Here is an 18340-nt window from a genome sequence, read left to right on the forward strand (position 1 = left end):
CATGATTAAATTCAGCAACGCCTAACTTTTCCTTATCACCCCATAAAATTAAATATTAGTCATTGTAGAGACGCTTTCATTCAGCGCGTCTGTACATCTTTGTCATTAGTCATTAGTCATGAATAAGGGTTTGCGGCGTTTTTACAAATCTTTATACATCTCGATTTATTTCTCCCTGTCTACTGAAGTTGCGTTCATACATCTTACCCTGTCCCCCTTATCTCCCTTATCTCCCTTGTCGCTTCAACAATTGATATTGAACGCAACTCGGTATTAACATCTTAGGGTGGAGTTGCCAGAGGTAATGTGAAGTGGAAGGTTAACCCACGCTTACGGTTGGAACTGACACCAATTTCACCACCTTGTGCCCTAATAATTTGCCGACAAAGATACATTTTTAAGCCAATCCTTGTTGAACAACGGGCTTGCGGTTCGCGCACATACAAATCGAAGAGGCGATCGCACTCCAACTTGCTCATACCTACACCGTCATTTTGAATGCTACAGCGAATCATTCCTGTTTCCACTGTGGCTTTCAAGGTAAACTTGACTCCAGGTGGATTGTGTTGCCAGCTATGAGCCAACAAATTGACAAAAACTTTCTGCAGATGCGCCGGATCGGCAATCACTAAGGGTAAGTCGTCTGGAACCAAATTTGTCACACTTGAGTGATGTTGTGTCAGCATTGGCTCTAAATCTCTAATAATTGTACCAACCAATGAGCTAAATGAAACGACCTCACGATGCAGGACAATTCCCTGTGCTTCAGTTGAATGAAGTTCCAGCAGTGATTCAATCATCTCCAGTTGGCGATCGTTCCCTTGAATCATTCGCTCGATGATTGAGCAAGGCACAGGAATTAACGATTGGCGATTGGCGATTGCTGAAGAGGAAGAAGTGCTTGCTAGTTGATTTGTTTGTATGTTAGATTCTTGCCCAGTCCCTAGTCCCCAGTCTCTAGTCCCTAGTCCCCGATTGAGCAAATTATTTAGCACCATCAAGTTACCCATCACAGAAGTCCGCAGTTCGTGGGAAACGGTGTGCAAAACGACATCTTTTACCCTGTTGAGTTCTTGGAGTTCCTGCATTTTCTGCTGTAGCTGTGCAGTACGCTCTTCTACTTGACGTTCTAAGTTAGTGTTAAGTTGCCCCAATTCTTGATAAAGTTGTCCTTGCTGAATGGCGATCGCCACCTGTTGCGACATTTGCTGGAGTAAATCAATTTCTATAGCAGTCCAATGGCGCGGTTCGCTGCATTGGTTGGCAACTAACGCACCAAACAACTCCTCGCCTTGCATAATTGGTACAGCCAAGGTTGCTCTGGTTTGAAATTGTTTATAGACCGCTTTTAATTTAGGAGATGCTGCTATTTGTGTGGTATCCTCAACTATACGTACCTGATTGCTTTTCAGGACTGTTTTGATTTCTTGCAAAAAAGTTTTATCTTCATTTCTCCAATTGAGGACTGATGGATACTTAGGATTGACTGATTCAGCAAGAACTCCGGATGGGTTATGAGCCTGCTTTGATGCTATGAAAACTCGATCCGTTTCCAAAAATTGCCGGACTTCGTTGACAGTAGTTTGCAGAATTTCGTCTAGGTTGAGTGAGGAACGAATTCGTGATAGCGTTTGAGCCAAGAGGCGATCGCGTTTTGAGGAGAGACGCAATAATTCTTCCGCTTGCTTGCGTTCTGTGATATCATTAGTCACACAAAGCATACAAGGCTCGCCGCCCAAGGTAATCACCTCAGCTGAAAACAGCACCACCCTGACCTCACCAGTCTTTGTGTAAAGTTCCGTTTCTAAATTGCGAATAAATCCCTGCTCTTGCAGCATTTGTTCTACTCTGGCGCAATCAGATGGGTTAACCCACGAATTCAACTCGTTGCGGGTACGACCAATCACTTCTTCCCGAGAAAAGCCGGTGATTTGCACAAAAGTATCGTTGACTTCGACATAGCGGGCATCCTTAAGAGTCAGGATGGTAATTGGGTTAGGACTGGAACGAAAGGCTTTAGAAAACTTTTCCTCGGACTCGCGTAGGGCAACTTCTGCTTTTTTGCGTTCGGTGATATCATGATTCACGGATAATAAGCAGGGAATCCCATCCAAATCAATGACTTCCGCTGAAAACAGCCCAGTACGTATCTCACCGGACTTGCGGCGGAATTCAAATTCCATGTTGCGAATCACCCCATGTTTTTGCAATTCTTGCAACACAGTGGTGCGATCGCTCTGGTTCACCCAAATATTTAAATCAAAAGCAGTACGACCAATCGCTTCGTGTGGTTCATAACCCGCCTGTTTCACAAAACTGTCGTTAACTTCTATGTAGCGTCCTTCTGCCAGCGTGCTAATGGATATAGGATTGGGACTGGAACGAAAAACCTTGGTAAACTTTTGAGCCAAATTTCTCAAGGCGACTTCCGTTTGTTTGCGTTCTGTGATATCGCGCACAATTGCCAAAACTTCGTCTTGCCCACTGACAACCAACCGCGCCTCATAATCTCGCATTCCCAAAGGCGTTGGCAGTTGATATTCGCAAGTTTGCAAAGTTTTTGAATCTAAAGTTTTCGCAATTGCCTTTTGGCTTTTTAAGGCTACATCTACAGGTAATAAATCCTGCAAATTTTTTCCAACGATTTCATTTCTGGGAATCGTAACATTTGCTCCCTCACCTTTAAAGTCGAGATATTCACCATCACGACTAATGCGAAACATCAAATCGGGGATAGCATCTAAAATTGCCTTGTAGTGTGCCTCACTTTCTTGCAACTTCTCCTGTGCTAACTTCCGATCTGTAATGTCTGTGAACAACCCATCCCAGATCATGTCTCCTGATGGTTGTTGTTCTGGGCGAGAAGTCCCTTGAATCCACTTGAGTTTACCACTGTTTGTGATCATGCGACCTTCCCAGTGCCAAGGTTCTCCCGTAGTACAAGAGATGGCAATAGATTCTTCAAAAGCTTGAACATCCTGCGGATGAATGAGTTTGTTCAACGCTTGAAAGTCTATTTGCAGCACTTCTGGTTCCAATTCAAACAGTTCCCTACAGCCAGAACTCGCGTAGATAACACACACTGATCCATCATGGCGCTTCAAGAACTGGAAAATCATCCCCGGTAAATTGGCAGCAATTCTTTCCAGCAACGGCAATGTTCCTTGTTGACTATCGGGTGTATACAGCAGTTTCACAGTTTCATTCACACTCTAAGCTTTTTATTCACAAGTCATTCATGTATCAGGAAAGACTATTGTCAGCTTTTTGGTAGTTTTCCTGTATTTGCATATTCACCGAACAAATTTTTATAAAACGAGTTCTTTTTTCAGGTTATATTCTCAAGCTCAATTTCGCATTCACCCAATTGGATGAACCACTTGCACGAGTGGAATTTCAGAGACATTAAGCGAATTGAGTTTTTGCAGCCGATAATGTAATTTAACGTGAGTTCGATGTATCTTGATTTGACCCCTCTCCAAACCTCTCACGCCAGATGCTTCAACGGGGGGAACCCCCCTTCGGGTTCACCAGTCGCCTGGCTGTCGGGAAACCCTCCTGCAGCGCTGGTTCACCGCAACGCACTGGCTCCCCTACAAGGGGAGAGGCTTAAAACTCTGATTTTTACATAGCTCCTCCTTCTCCTTGCAGGAGAGGGAGGTTGGGTGGGAGAGGTCTATCGAACTCACGTTAATTTAAATGTTATATATAGGACTCCTCCGCAGATTTGTGAGAATTGAAAGCCACAGATCCCCGACTTCTCAAAGAAGTCGGGGATCTTGTTTCTCACGAATGATTTAGCGTTTAGTTAATAATGCCCAAGCAAGGTGATCCGCCGCATCCAATTCTCTCATCCGATTTATCACCAGAGATCCTTGACAACATCAACCTTGCTCTAAACAACCGATATTCTTGTCAAATACCTACTGCTTGGTCGAAGCGTAACATTTCCAGACTTCTATCACCATACACCCCCTCTATCTGCTGATAACAGCACTCTATGGCAAAATCGTTCAACTCTTCCGGGTAAATACCGTACATCTCCTCAAACACCTCTGGTTCCACACGGCAAAATCGCGGACGGTTTGGGTAAATCCGACATTCTCGCGAATCTTTGTCGAAATTCACACACCATCCTCCTTCACCTACCATACTCAGATACAATTCCAGTTCCTCTGGTGATAAATACTCGTATATGTCTGGACGATCTGCTGGATCAAGATGACAGCAGGCTCCACATTGCTTAACACATTGCCAAGTTGCCATGACTAAAACCTGTTCTAAACGGTACTATTTTTTTAATTTTTATAGTGTTTTCTATAATTTTGTTAAGTAAATTAAAGAGAGTGGGCGATCGCCGGATATGATCAATTGCGGGATTTGCAGTTATATCATTTCCTTTGGGAGGACAAATGGAAGCTTTAACCAATACTTTAGGCAACATTCATTGGGAAGTTATTTTCCAGCTCGTTTCTGTCGCACTCATCATGTTAGCCGGTCCAGCGGTCATTTTTGTGCTGGCATTTCGCAACGGCGACCTATAAGAGGGCTGAAGTACGTAGGGGCGCACGCCATTGCGCCCGTGCGTATTGAATAGAAATGATTCGCAACTCAGTACTCGTTGTTGAGAACTGATAAAGCTTGAAGCGCAGTTTGAATGATCATGTTGTATTCGGGTTGAGAAACATCAACCTCTATAGCCTCTTGACGATTGGTTCCTAACAAGGCGATAGTACGTCCTAGCTCAACAGCTAAGATTTTGCCTTCGGGATATCCAATTCTTAATTCTGGTACAGAGCCATTTTTATAGATACCACAGTTGTAGTGCCGTTGATTGTACTGAATGGTGGTTCTTAACGGCGTTGCTGGTGAAGCAAAAAAAATGTGAGACTGAGTTGGGAGCCTAACGCCAACTAACTCCAACTCTATAGTCGTGTTGCCATTAAAGTGATTTTCTCGTAATTTGTAAGCAATATCAAGTCGCGGTGGTAGAGGAAAATAGTCACGCCAGCGCCAAGCGATCGCCTTAATTTTGGACGGGGAATCATCAATAGTTTGTGATACGGTTAACTTGAGATGACCTTTGCCCACAATTTGTTGCTCAAGGATTTGAACATTGGGTGTCCAAAAGACTGGATCTGGGTTTTCGATACCACAAGGCTGCAAAACATTAAGCTGTTGATAAAGCTGGTAATGAATTTGATTGAGGTTGGCTTGAGTGTCAATTTTCAAAAGTGGTTTGAGGTGCTGGAGTTCAAGACAAAAGTTCGCAAACTCACTCAGACGCGATCGCAAGCCCTGCAAATTCTCTGATGGTAAAGAAAATCCCCCAGCAGCTTTGTGTCCGCCGAATTTGCCAAGCAAGTCCTGACAATATTCCAAAGCATCAAATACATGAAACTCTGGAATTCCACGCGCTGAACCGCGAATGTGTTCTTCATCCTCAAAGGTACCAATAAACACCGGCACACCGTAACGTTCCACCAAACGAGAAGCAACAATACCAATCACACCGTGGTGCCAGTTATGTTGCACAATGACTAGTACACGGTCTTGTGGTAGACAAGCAAGGTATTCTGTTTCTACGATTTCTATTGCCTCTTGCTCAATTTGCTCGCACATTTCCCGACGCTGGCGGTTAATGGCTTCGCACTGCATAGCCCTTTCCAGCGCTATTCCCATATCGTCAGTCGTCAGCAATTCTATAACAATTTGTGGGTCAGCAATCCGACCAATTGCATTAATTCGCGGACCCAATCGAAAGCCAATATCCTCCGGCTTGAGAGATTTTGAATTTTGAATTTTAGATTTTGTAGACGCCCCCTGGGCGGCTTCCCGTAGGGTATTTTGAATTGATTCGTCCACGCCAGACACCTGCGGAGGGAAACCCTCCCGCAGTGCTGGCTCCCCTTGTCCTTGACTCGCCTGCACCCCAGACACCTGAATCAGCGCCTGTACTCCAGCAAGCTTAGATTTGGGTAACTGCTGCAAACCACTTTTTACCCAATGGCGGTTAACGCCAGTCAAGGGGGCTAAATCCGCGATGGTTCCCAACGTAAACAGTTCCAGCATCGAAGCTAATATGTCATCATTAGCCTGTCCTAGTTTTTGGGCGAGGGATACAGCCAAAATATAGGCGACGCCAACACCAGCAATACCGCGATAAGGTGAAGATTCTCGTATAAGTTTCGGATTGAGAATGGCGTTAGCTGGGGGTAATTGTTGAGGAATGTCGTGGTGGTCGGTGATAATAACTTTTAAACCAAGTTCTCTGGCTCTGGCAATTGGTTCAAACGCTGAAATACCATTATCCACAGTCAGAATCAATCCTACGCCTTCGCTATGGAATTCTTCAATAATGCGTTTATTGATACCGTAGCCTTCATGCATCCGACTGGGAATAGCATAATCGACTTGAGCGCCCAACCAACGCAGACTACGCAAAAGTAAAGCAGTGCTTGTCATTCCATCAGCATCGTAGTCACCGCAGATGGCGATTTTTTGTTGAGAGGCGATCGCCCACTCCAACAACTCCAAACTCATTGCCAAATCAGGAAAGTCGTCCAAAGGCGAAGGTAAGATCAAATCTCCTGAATTTAAAAAAGCTTGCGCTTGTTCTTTTGTTTCAATATCCCGGTTTATCAACAGTTGGTTGATTAAGGGCGGTAAATTCGTGGTTTGGGCTAACTTTTGCGCCAATTCTGTTTTTTGAGGGGAAATTTGCCACCTTTGATCAGGTAGTCGTCGATGAAGACGGGAAAATTCAGGCGTGGATTGGTCTAACACAGTGTGAAACTAATGATTGTGTTGCAAAAACTTTTTTATGACAGCGCTGATTCTTATGATTAAACCACAAATCCTAAAGTGTTCCTTGCCTGTGTAGCCCAACTCAGGGGATTGGGGATTAGGGATTGGGGATTAGGGATTGGGGCTTTACCCAAAATCCCCGCAGAATTGTTCCAATCTCTGGAATAGGGCGGACTGTTGCAATCCCCGTCCTTAATTCCTTCCAGTAAAGAGTCCCTAATCCCTAATCCCTAGTCCCTAATCCCTAGTCCCTAGTCTCCGTGAATTCTCTTTGCCACTAAGTTGGGCAACAACTGCAACTAATTGAGCTGGCTCAACAGGTTTAGGGACATGCTTTTGAAAACCAGCCGCAAGTGCTTGTTGCTGATCATGCTCCTTTACATAAGCCGTCAGGGCGATCGCCGCAATCATTCCTCCTTGTTCTGGCGTCATTGCTCGAATCTGACGTATCAGCGTGTAGCCATCCACTTTTGGCATTCCAATATCGATCACAAGTATATCTGGCTTCTGGTTTGCCAGTACTTCTAGCGCCTCAGTTGCCGATGCCACTGCGGTGACATCAGCCTTATACTGTTCGAGTGCGAAGGCGACAAATTCCCACGTACCAGCGTCATCCTCTACCACCAGGACTTTTATGTCAGTCAAATCCAGGGATGGCTTGGGCAGTTCGCTGTTTAAGTTTGTTTGTTGGGAACTCGTCATTAAAGGTAGTCTGATAGTAAAGGTTGCGCCACCTCCAACGCCAGGACTTTCTGCCACGAGCGTTCCGCCATGAGCTTCCACAAGTTGCCGGGAGATAGCCAGTCCCAAGCCCAAGCCCCCAAATTCGCGCGTGATGGAACCATCTTCCTGCCGGAAACGGTCAAACACAAACGGTAGGAAGTCAGGATGAATACCCTGTCCCGTGTCGCTAACTACAATCTCAGCATAGCGATCCACTCGTTCTAATTCCACCCTAATACAACCGCCCTCTGGTGTGAATTTTATCGCATTTGAAAGCAAGTTCCAGAAGACTTGTTGCAGTCTGTTTGCATCGCCGATGACTTGTCCCACAGTCACGTCAAGCATCGTCTTAATATGAATTGACTTCGCTTCAGCCGCTAGACGAACCGTTTCCAAAGCAGCAGCAATCGGCGCGACTAGTGTGACTGAAGTCAAATTGAGTGCTAATTTGCCTTGTATGATCCGCGAGAGGTCAAGCAGGTCATCGACCAGTTGCGCCTGACGTTTGGCATGCTGCTCAATCTTGACGAGTGCTTCTTGAAGCTTCGCTTCCGATAGCTTGTTTGTTTGCAGCAGCTTTGACCAGCCTAAAATTGGGGTGAGCGGGGTTCTCAATTCGTGTGAGAGCATTGCCAAGAACTCATCTTTGATTCGGTTTGCCGCTTCTGCTTCAGCACGAGTCGCTTGCTCCCGTTCAAGCAGGCGATCGCGTTCTTGCTCCATGAGTTTGCGAGCGGTAATGTCTCGTTGAATGGCAACAAAATGCGTGATCATCTGGTTGACATTACGAATTGGGGTAATATGCCATTCAATATAAAATTCCGTGCCATCCTTGTGATAGTTAATTGCCTCGCCGTGGAAAGGTATTCCCTCAGATAGATGTTGACGTAAATCGTCTAGCAGCCCACGATCAGTTTTGGGACCTTGCAGTATACGTGGAGTTTTGCCTAGCACTTCCTCACTCGTGTAACCAGTCATCTGGCTAAAGGCTGGATTGACAAAGACAATCTTAGGGTGCGGTGGATCGAGTTTTGCTGTAGTAATGATAATTGAATCTTTGGATTGCTGTACCGCAGACAGCAAAGGCCGGATAGTTTCCTCAGTTACCTGCAATTCCCTCAAAGCATGGCTCAATCTCTCAAGGTCTTGAGTCAATTGACTTTGTTGCTTTAAAGGTAATTGGCTGGCATTCTGTTGCAGTTCAGCCATGCGTTTCTGCAAGTCTTGAATCTGCTTAACAAACTCGTCTCCGTTCACGTCGTATCTTCCGCAGCGATCACTTCAGCTTCCATTGTCGATGGTTGAGTCGAGCATTTGCATTTATACTTGGAGAGATTTTTGGAACGCAGTTCACCTCGGAAGCGGTCTATTGTTGCGATATGAGCGGTTGTACTTTGGCGCTCATAACAATGAAAGCAGAAAGCAGAAAGCCCACTCCACGGCTTTTCACAAAAATGAGCGAAGCGCGTTATTTGGATAGCCGTGGGGCGATCGCCAATGTTATGGACATTTGAGATATTGGTCAATGCCCACTTAAAAGAAAACCGCTGTTACCATTTCACCCAAAAGTACACCGAAAATAACGCGGGAGCGAGGTCACGCCCCGCATTTTTAAATCGGGGCCCAAATGCGACGCGCCCTCATTTATTCAGCGTCACAATTTCTTGCCCAAACTTCAATTAATTCACTAACACTAACATTGTTTTTTTTAGCTGCACTAACTAACGATGCCCACGCGGTATCTGTTAACAGGATGCCGTGTCTTTTTTTGACTTCATCGTACAGTATCGGTACATTTCTAATTCTTTTTTTACCTTTGCCTGTTGACATATTTAGAAGTGATGACTAAACTAGATATAGACTAACAAACAAAGGAGGTGATTGCAAGTTATGCCACGAAGTACTAAACCATCATTTGTCTTAGAACTACCTTTAAAGGTAGATAGCAAGCAAGATTCGGAATTGCAAGCACGTTTTAATGCAGCCATGAGGTTGTACAACAATGTGCTTGGAGAAGCAAAAACAAGGATGGGATTAGTACGCAAATCCGAGCCATATCAACTAGCTAGAAAGATTTCGCGAGATAGGAAAAAAGAGCGCAGTGACGCTTTTAGCAAAGCACGTGAAGCATACCGATTCACGGATTACGATTTACAATCCTACGCTAATAGAGCCGCAAAGGACTCAAGGTGGATAGCCGAAAAAGTTGATTCTAACACTCAACAGAAGATAGCGACACGTGCATTTAAGGCTGTTGAGCGTGTTTTATTTGGCAAAGCTAAAGATGTGCGTTTTAAGGTCGAAAGTCGGTTTCGTTCTGTTGAAGGCAAGACCAATAAGCAAGGTATTAGATGGAAAGATGACCGGGTTGTCTGGGCGGGACTAGAATTAAGCGCAATTATTGATTTTAACAATGAAGTTATCAAGCATGGTTTGTCTTGCCCAGTCAAATATTGTCGCATCATTCGGCGTGAACTCAATGGGAAACGTCGATGGTATGCACAGATTGTTTTGGAAGGTATTTCCTACCAGAAACCACAGAACTATGTTTCTGATGGATTAGTTGGGCTTGACTTGAACGTTTCTAACATTGCGTTTGTTGCTGATAGTCATGCTGATTTATTACCCTTTGCGGATAAAGTTCTGACCTTTTCAAAGGAAATAACCAGGTTACAACGACAGATGCAACGCTCCCAACGTGGCTTAAATCCTGATAACTTTGAATCGGACTTTGAAGCACGTAAAGGACGTAAGACTGTTATCAAAAAAGGTAAGCCCAAAAAAGGTAAACGTCAGTGGAAAAAGTCTGGTAATTATCGTAAAACCGCACAGAAGAAACGTGAGTTAGAGCGTCGTAAAACAGCATATACCAAGTCTCAAAATCGTCGTGTTGTTAACGAAATCTTGAGGCATGGCAAGAACATCAAAACAGAAAACGTTAGCGTGAAGGGATGGCAAAAGCGATATGGTAAAGCCATAGCTGTTAAGTCCCCTGGATTTGTTCAATCAGAACTGAAACGTAAAGCTGAAAACGCTGGCGGTTCGTTCATCAAGTTCTCTACTCAAAAGACAGCACTGTCTCAAACTCATTTAGACGGCAGTCGCATCAAAAAGTCATTGTCTGAACGAGTTCACCGTGATGTAACGGGCATCCCAGAGCATCATCGAGATTTGTTTAGTGCATTTTTGAGTAGGTACGTAAATCAGGATAAGTTGTCATTGCAGGATGCTGTAAACGAGTATCCAGGAGTGGAACCGCTCTTGTTGGAGGCGTGGCAACGTCATTTAACCCGCAATTCCCGTAAGCGCGTCCCAAAGCAGGCAGTCTGATTCTCCCTCGGAGCGGGTCTCCAACGAAGGCAGAAACTCTAACCAGATAGCTGTAAAGAGCAACAAGTTAGAAATGCCTCTGCCTGAATCCGCGTCTCTTTAGAGCGCGGAGTGGCTCAATTTCAGTCTATATTTAGAGTGCAATTGCAACTAATCTTCTACAAATAGAAAAATAAAACACTCCAGTCCACGCAGAAGCTTACTGCAATACAACAAAAAGGCAAGCAAAAACTTATTATTTTACTGAATATTTAATCTCTATGAAAAAACAAAAAACACTTGCTTTAAAAGTCTGCTTGAGGTACTTAGGGCAAAGTTTACTTGTAGGATTTTTGTGCTTATTATTGAGCCTAAAAAGTTATAGCTATGCACAATTACCTCCAAGGTACACTGGCTTAGCTCCCAATTCTCCCTTCGGTTTAGCATTTGGTTATAGTGATCCAAAGATTGTCGGTCCAGTATCTCAAGAGCTTGGAATCAAATGGGTTCGTGGTATACAAGTAGAATTTGACCGCTGGAATGGTGATCCTAAAATCTTGAGAAACAGAATAAATACCTTAAAAAGTTATGGGGTATCTACATTACAAACTCCTTTTTATCCATCTCCTTGGAAAGAGGACAAATTAGGTCCTCCAAAAAACATGGATGCTTATATACAAAAATTTTATGACTGGGTAGCCGCTACTCATGATTTGATGCCTAATTATGAGCATTGGAATGAACCGTGGGTTGATGAATGGGCATGGAACGGTGGAACAGCGGAAGAATACAGAGACATGATTAAACGAATTTGGAAAAAGGTAAAAGCTGATTTTCCAAATGTTAATTTAATTGGTGGAGGTTCTGTAGCATATAGCAGAGATATTATGTATGGTCAGGGGAATGATATAGGGTATGTGGATGGCTCTATAAACCATGCATATGCTTTTCCTGGTCCGAGTGCCTTCCATAGTACATTGATGCAATTAAAATTAGATCAAAAGTTTTCTAAGACACAAGGTAAGGCAGGAGCGTGGCAAACAGAGTTTGGAACATATACTGAGATGTTCTCCTCAGATAAAGACATCTGGGTAGCTCGTACGATACCCTCCAGTTACCTCCTACATATGTTAGCTGGTCATTATGCTCAAAGACCCGTAAGAGCTTTTTGGTTTAACTGGAGTGGACATGGAATGCACGATATTAAAGACAATAATCCTGCGAAGGATGCATATAAAACTATGACTCGGGTTTTGGAAGGAACCAAAATAGTAGATGATGTATTTCCTAATTCAAAATCAATGTGGGGAATCGTTTTTGAAAACGATTATTCAGCAGATAAGCGTGCGAGAGCAGCGGTATTTGTTAATGGTCCATTTTATGGTAAGATAGGTAATCCTTGGAATCCCAATGGAGGTAGTCAGGCGAAAGGAAATCTTCCTTCTGATGAGTATTCTGGGACTATGTCTATGAATGGCGTAGATGTACAAGCCTACGATTACAGAGGAAATAAAATCAACAATTTGAATAACATTCCTTTGAATCCAGTAGAAGTTGTATATATAGTAGCTGATATGCCAGCTTCCAAGTTAAAGCAGATATTGCAGAATGCGAATTTTCAATTAAAAACGGAAGTCAAAATCACACCATTATCTTTATCAGGGCCTGTTATCAAAGGTAGAACAATTGATATAAAAGTTGAAAATGTTGTCAACAAACCTCGTAGCGGAAAACTAACAATAACTCCTCCCAATGGATGGAATTTAGCGACAAACAGTATAGGATTTGAAAATTTACAACCAGGCGAACAAAAAAATATTAGTTTCCCAATCAATTCCTTCTCTACAAATAGCGATAATACTTACAACATTACCTACTCCTTATCAATAAATGGAAAATCATCACCGCAAACAGGTTCCTGGAAAATACAATCAGCGTATGCTCCAAAGAAGACCATAAATGTAGATGGTAATTTGAATGACTGGTCTGATGTCATTGCAACAACTATGGGCGATGGAGCATATAAGTTCAAAGTAGCATGGGATGCGAATAACTTGTATTTTGCTGGGGAAGTTGCAGACGATAATCATGCGCCATTTCCTCCATTTAATCCTAGTTTTGAATGGTTCAGAAAAAATCGAGTTGATGGTGCTAAAGGTGATGATAATAGAGATGGATTATTTCTTAATATCGATTGCACGAAAAATAATCCTGATGACTTGCTAAAAGGTCACTTGCTTTATGAAAAGGCTTTGGCTGCAGATGTAGATTATGAATTTTTTGCTACGTATAGTACGGGAAATAACAGTGAGTTGTGGAGATATCGTGCTCCTGGTACAAATCATCAGGGATATTATCCAACCAATGCAACTCTGAATCCGCCTCTGATGAAAATGAATGCGACTCCATCAGGTGGAGCAGAAGGAAAGATACAATTTAGTCGTTCTGGTAATCAGACGATTTATGAGGGAGCGATTTCTTTGAGTGCAATCCCCGAATTAAAGTCACAATTAAACTCCTTAAAATCAGGAGATTATTATTTCCCTAACCTTGCATGGCGTATCAATGGAGGAAATAAAGGTAAAAAATTCTGGACTATTGAATCAGGACAATTGGAAGAAGGGGGTTATGGCTTTGTACCACAATGGTTATCAGGAGGCTTAGAAAACGGAGGACGAGTGATTAGTCGTTGGGCTTTTGTGAATGGAGATGGAAAAACATTACCAGATGTAGCCATTGGGTTGCAAAAATAGAAGGGCAACTTGTACAGAATATTTGTCAAAACTCACATTATGCATCTTGAACGACTACCCGTAAGATTCAGTACATAGCTTTTGCTAACTGTTAGAGCCTATTTATAAAGTAAATATTAAGTAGGGTGTCCTGCGGCTATGCAAGGATTTCGGAGTTTGAGAGATTGAGGATTAGCCGCAGGGCACCATCTTTCTCGGTGTGTTAAGCGTTGCCATAACGCACCCTATAATTTAAGGTTTACTTTATAAATCATCTCTTAATGCAGGATTATTTTATAGTTTTCTAGCTTAAGTAGGAAAAGTAGGAAAAGTAGGAAAAAGTAGGAAGTTGTGTATCAATCGTTGACTGCTTTATTACAATATTGTAACTTGATGCATATTAGTTACAGCCTAGATAAACACTGAATTAATAAAGCTTAATTATTGGCCGAATTCTTCTGACACTTTAACTTTTCAAACGATCAGCTTTGCGTCACTACCTATGTAGAGATTGCTAATCAAGTTTGTTAAGGTTCATAACCGATACTACGATAAATTCAGAGATCAGAAGCCCTAAATTCTGATTCCCGGATTTAACGAAAGAATAGGCATCTACCTAGAGATTTCTAGAGAAATCGCGTTTATTTATTCAAGAATTCGACGTGTTATTCATGAAACTTCCAAAATTCCCTGTATTGCTTGCGATGGTGACTTGTTCATCGATTCCCTTTGTGTTTGCAGTTTCATCCGCTCAGGCTGCCGATTTCGCATTCAGCGCGAATTTTAGCAATTCCACGTCCCTATCGATTTTCGACTCAACTAATACACTTCTTCAGAGTGGTAGTGGGGTTACTTAGATCTTGCACCTAGGGGATAAACCAGGAGTATGGGAATAAAGCGTACAAAAAAATCACATCAGTTCGAGAAAAATCTACGTGAATAAATGTAAAATAAATTACTATTAAAATGAGAAAATAGCGTAAGCGATAGAGAGAATCACGACTTCTGCTTGTTCAGGCGATCGCTAATTTTAAAAATCGCTCTCATTTGCTTTTGTAACCAGAAACTAGTCTAAACTCCAGGCTTTTGCCAAACCGCTGAAAGCTACAGAAATTTTTTGTGACTAACAACGCCGAAAAACTCTTTATTTGTATGCACTAGGACTAACTGATCTACACAAATTCAAGAGTGTCGAGAAAAACCCGCTCGAGCTTGTACAAATATTCTCACTTTACTGATGCTTATAACGAGGCAGGAGAGTTGATGGACAATAATTTATTTTCATTATTTTCAGTACCCACTTTCAGTGAAGCGACTTTGGTTGACCTGTTACGCAAAAGAGCACTACAGCAACCTTGGCTTGTGGCATATACCTTTTTGGTAGATGGAGAAACACAAGAAGTTAGCTTAACTTATCAAGCATTAGACCAAAAAGCGCGATACGCTCTGCGTCAAGCCTCCGGCTTATCGCTTGCTGCTTTCTTACAGAGCATGAAAGCTACTGGAGAAAGAGCGCTGCTTTTATACCCGCCAGGACTGGAATTTATTGCGGCTTTTTTCGGGTGTCTGTATGCAGGTGTTACTGCTGTTCCTGTATATCCACCACGCCGCAATCAGCGCATGACAAGGTTGCAAGCTATTGCACAAGACGCGCAGGCAACTTTGGCACTCACCACCACATCCGTGATTACCAACTTGGCGCAAAGCTGGAAACAAGAACCAGAATTAGCAGCTTTGCAATGTATAGCAACTGATGATATTAGTAACGACCTTGCAAGTAATTGGTTGAAACCAGAGATAACCAGCAACTCACTGGCATTTCTCCAGTACACTTCTGGTTCGACAGGGAAACCCAAAGGAGTGATGGTCAGTCATGGCAATTTGTTGCACAATTCTGCTTTAATTCACAAGTGTTTTGGGCATACGCCTGACAGTCATGGTGTCATCTGGCTTCCTCAATACCACGATATGGGATTGATTGGTGGAGTGCTACAGCCCCTATATGGGGCTTTTCCGGTGACACTGATGTCACCAGAGACTTTCCTACAAAAGCCTTTTCGCTGGTTAAAAGCTATTTCTCAATATAAAGCGACTACCAGCGGTGGACCCAATTTTGCTTACGACCTGTGTGTTGACAAAATTACGGACGAACAGCGATCTCAACTGGATTTGAGTAGTTGGGAGGTCGCTTTTAGTGGTTCGGAACCTGTGCTTGCCCAAACTATTGAGCGGTTTTCAGCCACTTTTGAAGATTGCGGCTTTAAAAGAAGTGCTTTTTACCCCTGCTACGGAATGGCTGAAACAACTTTAATTGTGTCTGGGGGTTTGAAAACAGATCCACCAGTTATTCGCTTCGTTAAGGATAAAGCTTTAAAGCAAAACTTGGTAGAGACTGCTACAGCAGACCAAGAGGATACCAGGGCAATTGTTGGTGTGGGTAGAAGCCCCTTAGACCAAAAAATTGTCATTGCTCACCCTGAGTCATTAACTAAGTGTCGAGATGGACAAATAGGAGAAATCTGGGTCTCGGGACTGAGTGTGGCTGGTGGCTACTGGAAAAAACCTCAGGAAACTCAACAGACTTTTAATGCACAACTGCAAGACACAACAGAAGGACCGTTTCTGTGCACGGGAGATTTAGGATTTTTACTTGATGGCGAGTTATTCGTCACGGGTCGTATCAAAGACATGATTATCATCCGGGGGCAAAATCATTATCCCCAGGATATTGAATTGACAATCCAAAAGAGTCATTCAGCATTGCGACCGAATTGCGGGGCTGCATTTTCTGTGGAGGTAGAAGGTGTTGAACGGTTAGTCATTGTTCAAGAGGTAGAACGGAGTTACTTACAAAAGCTAGATCTAGATGAGGTCGTTAGGGCTATTCGTCAAGCGGTGTCCGAGCAGCACCAGCTACAAGTTTATGCTGTTGTGCTACTGAAGACAGCCAGTATCCCGAAAACATCCAGTGGTAAGATTCAGCGCCTAGCTTGTCGGGATGGTTTTTTGAATGGAAGTTTGGATGTTGTCGGAGATTGGACAGCAAGCCTTCAACAAATAGACTTACTACAACTCCAACAAGAAGCAGAAGCCCAATGTGACTCAATGCATTCAAAAGATGAGTCGCAGACCGATGGAAAATCGTTCAAACCAGCTTTTACAGAAGAAGCGATTGCCCAAGGGGCACTGGCGGAGCCAATCGCAACCTGGGTTGTTTCTCATCTCGCCTTATATCTAAAAGTATCTCCCGATGAGATAGACATTCAACAGCCTTTTGCCACATATGGCTTAGATTCAGCAGTAGCAATTAGCTTGACGGGCGAATTAGCTGAATGGCTAGATTGTCAACTTGAACCCACTATTTTTTGGGAGTACCCCAATATCAAAGTGCTAGCTCAATATCTAGAAGCAGAATGCCACCAGCAGCGTGAAGATTCTTTTATCGGTGTTTGAGGAGAAATCTAAAAAATGGAGTCTATTACCAATCTCAACCACCGAGCTATTAGTTCTTTTGAGACTGAAAAATCAGGAGCAGCAAAAGCGTTCAAATTTAATCCTCTCGACCCAGAGTTTCAAGCTGACCCCTATCCCACTTACCACCACCTCCGCTGTTTTGAACCTGTACACCGAACCTTTATGGGTGTGTGGCTACTTACTCGTTACACTGATGCCAAGGCAGTTTTGCGCGATTCTCGCTTTTGCATTTGTGCAACACCAAAAAAGATAAAACAGAGAAGCCATTACCTGGAGCAGGGGGATTTTAATGGACTTGTACAAGCCACTGGCAAATGGTTAATCTATTTAAATCCGCCCGACCATACCAGGCTACGAGGTCTGGTTAGCAAAGCCTTTTCTTCTGCAAGCGTTAAACGCTTGCGTCCCCAAATCCAGGAAGTAGCGGACGAACTGATTAGCAAAGTTTGGGACAAGGGTTCTATGGACATTATGTCCGATTTTGCCTGCCCATTACCTGTCAAGGTCATTGCCGCAATGCTGGGTCTGCCGATTGAGGATTGCTCCAAGCTGCATCGTTGGACTGATGAACTGTCTTCTGTTTTAGATCCACTCAGGTCTCTGGAAGACTATGAGCGGATGAATAAAGTTGCCTTGGAGTTCACGGATTACTTCAAAAGCCTGATTGCAGAACGACAAAAAAAACCTCAACAGGATCTGCTGAGTACCCTGATTGCAGCTAAAGAACAGGATAAGAAGCTCAGTGAAGAAGAAATTGTATCCGTGTGTATGCTGTTGTTTGTTGCTGGTGAAGAAACCACAATAAATCTTATAGGCAACGGTATGCTTGCCCTGTTGCGTCACCCGGACCAGATGCAAAAGCTGAAACAGCAACCAACGCTCATTCAAGGAGCTGTGGAGGAACTGCTGCGCTACGATAGCCCAATCCAACTCACCACACGAGTAGCAACTGAAAACGTTGATATAAATGGTGTGACCATTCGAGCAGGTGAGAAAGTTTTTGTTTCCTTGGGAGCTGCAAACCGCGATCCTGCCCGATTTACTGATCCCGATCACCTCGATATTACACGACAAGATAACACTCACTTGTCTTTTGCCGACGGTATCCACTATTGTTTGGGTGCAGCACTCGCAAGGCTCGAAGCTGAAATTGCCATCAACACACTTGTGCAACAACTGCCTGCCCTGAAGCTATCTACAGACAAGCTGAAGTGGCGAAATAATGTCACTTTACGCGGTCTGAAAGCTCTCCCCATTGCCTTTACGCCAGAAACTGCTGAATAAAACCAAGCCAT

At 43.4% G+C, this 18340-nt stretch carries 11 protein-coding genes; 5 read left to right on the forward strand and 6 right to left on the reverse strand.

Annotated elements, in window-relative coordinates:
• Window positions 1-281: 281 nt before the first annotated feature.
• Together ACM0OZ_RS19250 and ACM0OZ_RS19255 are read right to left on the reverse strand one after the other, a co-directional pair.
• The gene (locus tag ACM0OZ_RS19250) at window positions 282-3119 is read right to left on the reverse strand and encodes a PAS domain S-box protein (RefSeq protein WP_414584472.1); all 2838 of its coding nucleotides are present in this window, start codon (window positions 3117-3119) and stop codon (window positions 282-284) included.
• Window positions 3120-3915: 796 nt separating this feature from the next.
• Window positions 3916-4266, reverse strand: a complete 351-nt coding sequence (locus tag ACM0OZ_RS19255) for a YkgJ family cysteine cluster protein (protein ID WP_414584427.1) — start codon at window positions 4264-4266, stop codon at window positions 3916-3918.
• Between the two features lie 146 nt (window positions 4267-4412).
• Between ACM0OZ_RS19255 and psb30 the strand changes: the two genes are divergently transcribed.
• The gene (psb30, locus tag ACM0OZ_RS19260; protein WP_414584428.1) at window positions 4413-4544 is read left to right on the forward strand and encodes a photosystem II reaction center protein Ycf12/Psb30; all 132 of its coding nucleotides are present in this window, start codon (window positions 4413-4415) and stop codon (window positions 4542-4544) included.
• A gap of 67 nt (window positions 4545-4611) precedes the next feature.
• On the opposite strand, the gene ACM0OZ_RS19265 is transcribed toward psb30, so the two are convergent.
• The 4 genes from ACM0OZ_RS19265 to ACM0OZ_RS19280 all read right to left on the reverse strand — a co-directional run bounded on the left by ACM0OZ_RS19265 (window position 4612) and on the right by ACM0OZ_RS19280 (window position 9360).
• Window positions 4612-6786, reverse strand: a complete 2175-nt coding sequence (locus tag ACM0OZ_RS19265) for a single-stranded-DNA-specific exonuclease RecJ (protein ID WP_414584429.1) — start codon at window positions 6784-6786, stop codon at window positions 4612-4614.
• Window positions 6787-7044: 258 nt separating this feature from the next.
• On the reverse strand, window positions 7045-8787 hold the full coding sequence (locus ACM0OZ_RS19270; RefSeq protein ID WP_414584430.1) for an ATP-binding protein: 1743 nt from the start codon (window positions 8785-8787) through the stop codon (window positions 7045-7047).
• Entirely contained in the window at window positions 8784-9056 is a 273-nt protein-coding gene (locus ACM0OZ_RS19275; protein WP_414584431.1) for a hypothetical protein, read from the reverse strand. Before ACM0OZ_RS19275 ends, ACM0OZ_RS19270 begins: the two co-directional genes overlap by 4 nt.
• A gap of 118 nt (window positions 9057-9174) precedes the next feature.
• On the reverse strand, window positions 9175-9360 hold the full coding sequence (locus tag ACM0OZ_RS19280) for a hypothetical protein (RefSeq protein ID WP_414584432.1): 186 nt from the start codon (window positions 9358-9360) through the stop codon (window positions 9175-9177).
• Between the two features lie 60 nt (window positions 9361-9420).
• Here ACM0OZ_RS19280 and ACM0OZ_RS19285 point away from each other — a divergent pair, with 60 nt between their 5' ends.
• From ACM0OZ_RS19285 to ACM0OZ_RS19300, 4 genes are all read left to right on the forward strand, one after another.
• Window positions 9421-10860: an RNA-guided endonuclease TnpB family protein gene (locus ACM0OZ_RS19285; RefSeq protein ID WP_414584433.1), complete on the forward strand. Its 1440-nt coding sequence runs from the start codon at window positions 9421-9423 to the stop codon at window positions 10858-10860.
• A gap of 260 nt (window positions 10861-11120) precedes the next feature.
• Window positions 11121-13592 (forward strand): hypothetical protein, encoded by a 2472-nt coding sequence (locus ACM0OZ_RS19290; protein WP_414584434.1) that lies wholly within the window; start codon window positions 11121-11123, stop codon window positions 13590-13592.
• Between the two features lie 1242 nt (window positions 13593-14834).
• The gene (locus ACM0OZ_RS19295; RefSeq protein ID WP_414584435.1) at window positions 14835-17024 is read left to right on the forward strand and encodes an AMP-binding protein; all 2190 of its coding nucleotides are present in this window, start codon (window positions 14835-14837) and stop codon (window positions 17022-17024) included.
• A gap of 15 nt (window positions 17025-17039) precedes the next feature.
• Window positions 17040-18329 carry a cytochrome P450 gene (locus ACM0OZ_RS19300; protein WP_414584436.1) on the forward strand — a complete coding sequence of 430 codons (1290 nt, stop codon included), beginning with the start codon at window positions 17040-17042 and terminating at the stop codon, window positions 18327-18329.
• Window positions 18330-18340 lie beyond the last annotated feature (11 nt).

Source organism: Scytonema sp. PCC 10023 (assembly GCF_963920835.1).
In the GTDB taxonomy this organism is placed as follows: Bacteria; Cyanobacteriota; Cyanobacteriia; order Cyanobacteriales; family Nostocaceae; genus Kalymmatonema.

Bases quoted from the DNA above. Each gene is read 5' to 3' on its own strand.
- psb30 (WP_414584428.1), top strand. From the start codon at position 4,413: ATGGAAGCTTTAACCAATACTTTAGGCAACATTCATTGGGAAGTTATT.
- ACM0OZ_RS19250 (WP_414584472.1), bottom strand. From the start codon at position 3,119: ATGATTTTCCAGTTCTTGAAGCGCCATGATGGATCAGTGTGTGTTATC.
- ACM0OZ_RS19300 (WP_414584436.1), top strand. From the start codon at position 17,040: ATGGAGTCTATTACCAATCTCAACCACCGAGCTATTAGTTCTTTTGAG.
- ACM0OZ_RS19290 (WP_414584434.1), top strand. From the start codon at position 11,121: ATGAAAAAACAAAAAACACTTGCTTTAAAAGTCTGCTTGAGGTACTTA.
- ACM0OZ_RS19255 (WP_414584427.1), bottom strand. From the start codon at position 4,266: ATGGCAACTTGGCAATGTGTTAAGCAATGTGGAGCCTGCTGTCATCTT.
- ACM0OZ_RS19295 (WP_414584435.1), top strand. From the start codon at position 14,835: ATGGACAATAATTTATTTTCATTATTTTCAGTACCCACTTTCAGTGAA.
- ACM0OZ_RS19285 (WP_414584433.1), top strand. From the start codon at position 9,421: ATGCCACGAAGTACTAAACCATCATTTGTCTTAGAACTACCTTTAAAG.
- ACM0OZ_RS19280 (WP_414584432.1), bottom strand. From the start codon at position 9,360: ATGTCAACAGGCAAAGGTAAAAAAAGAATTAGAAATGTACCGATACTG.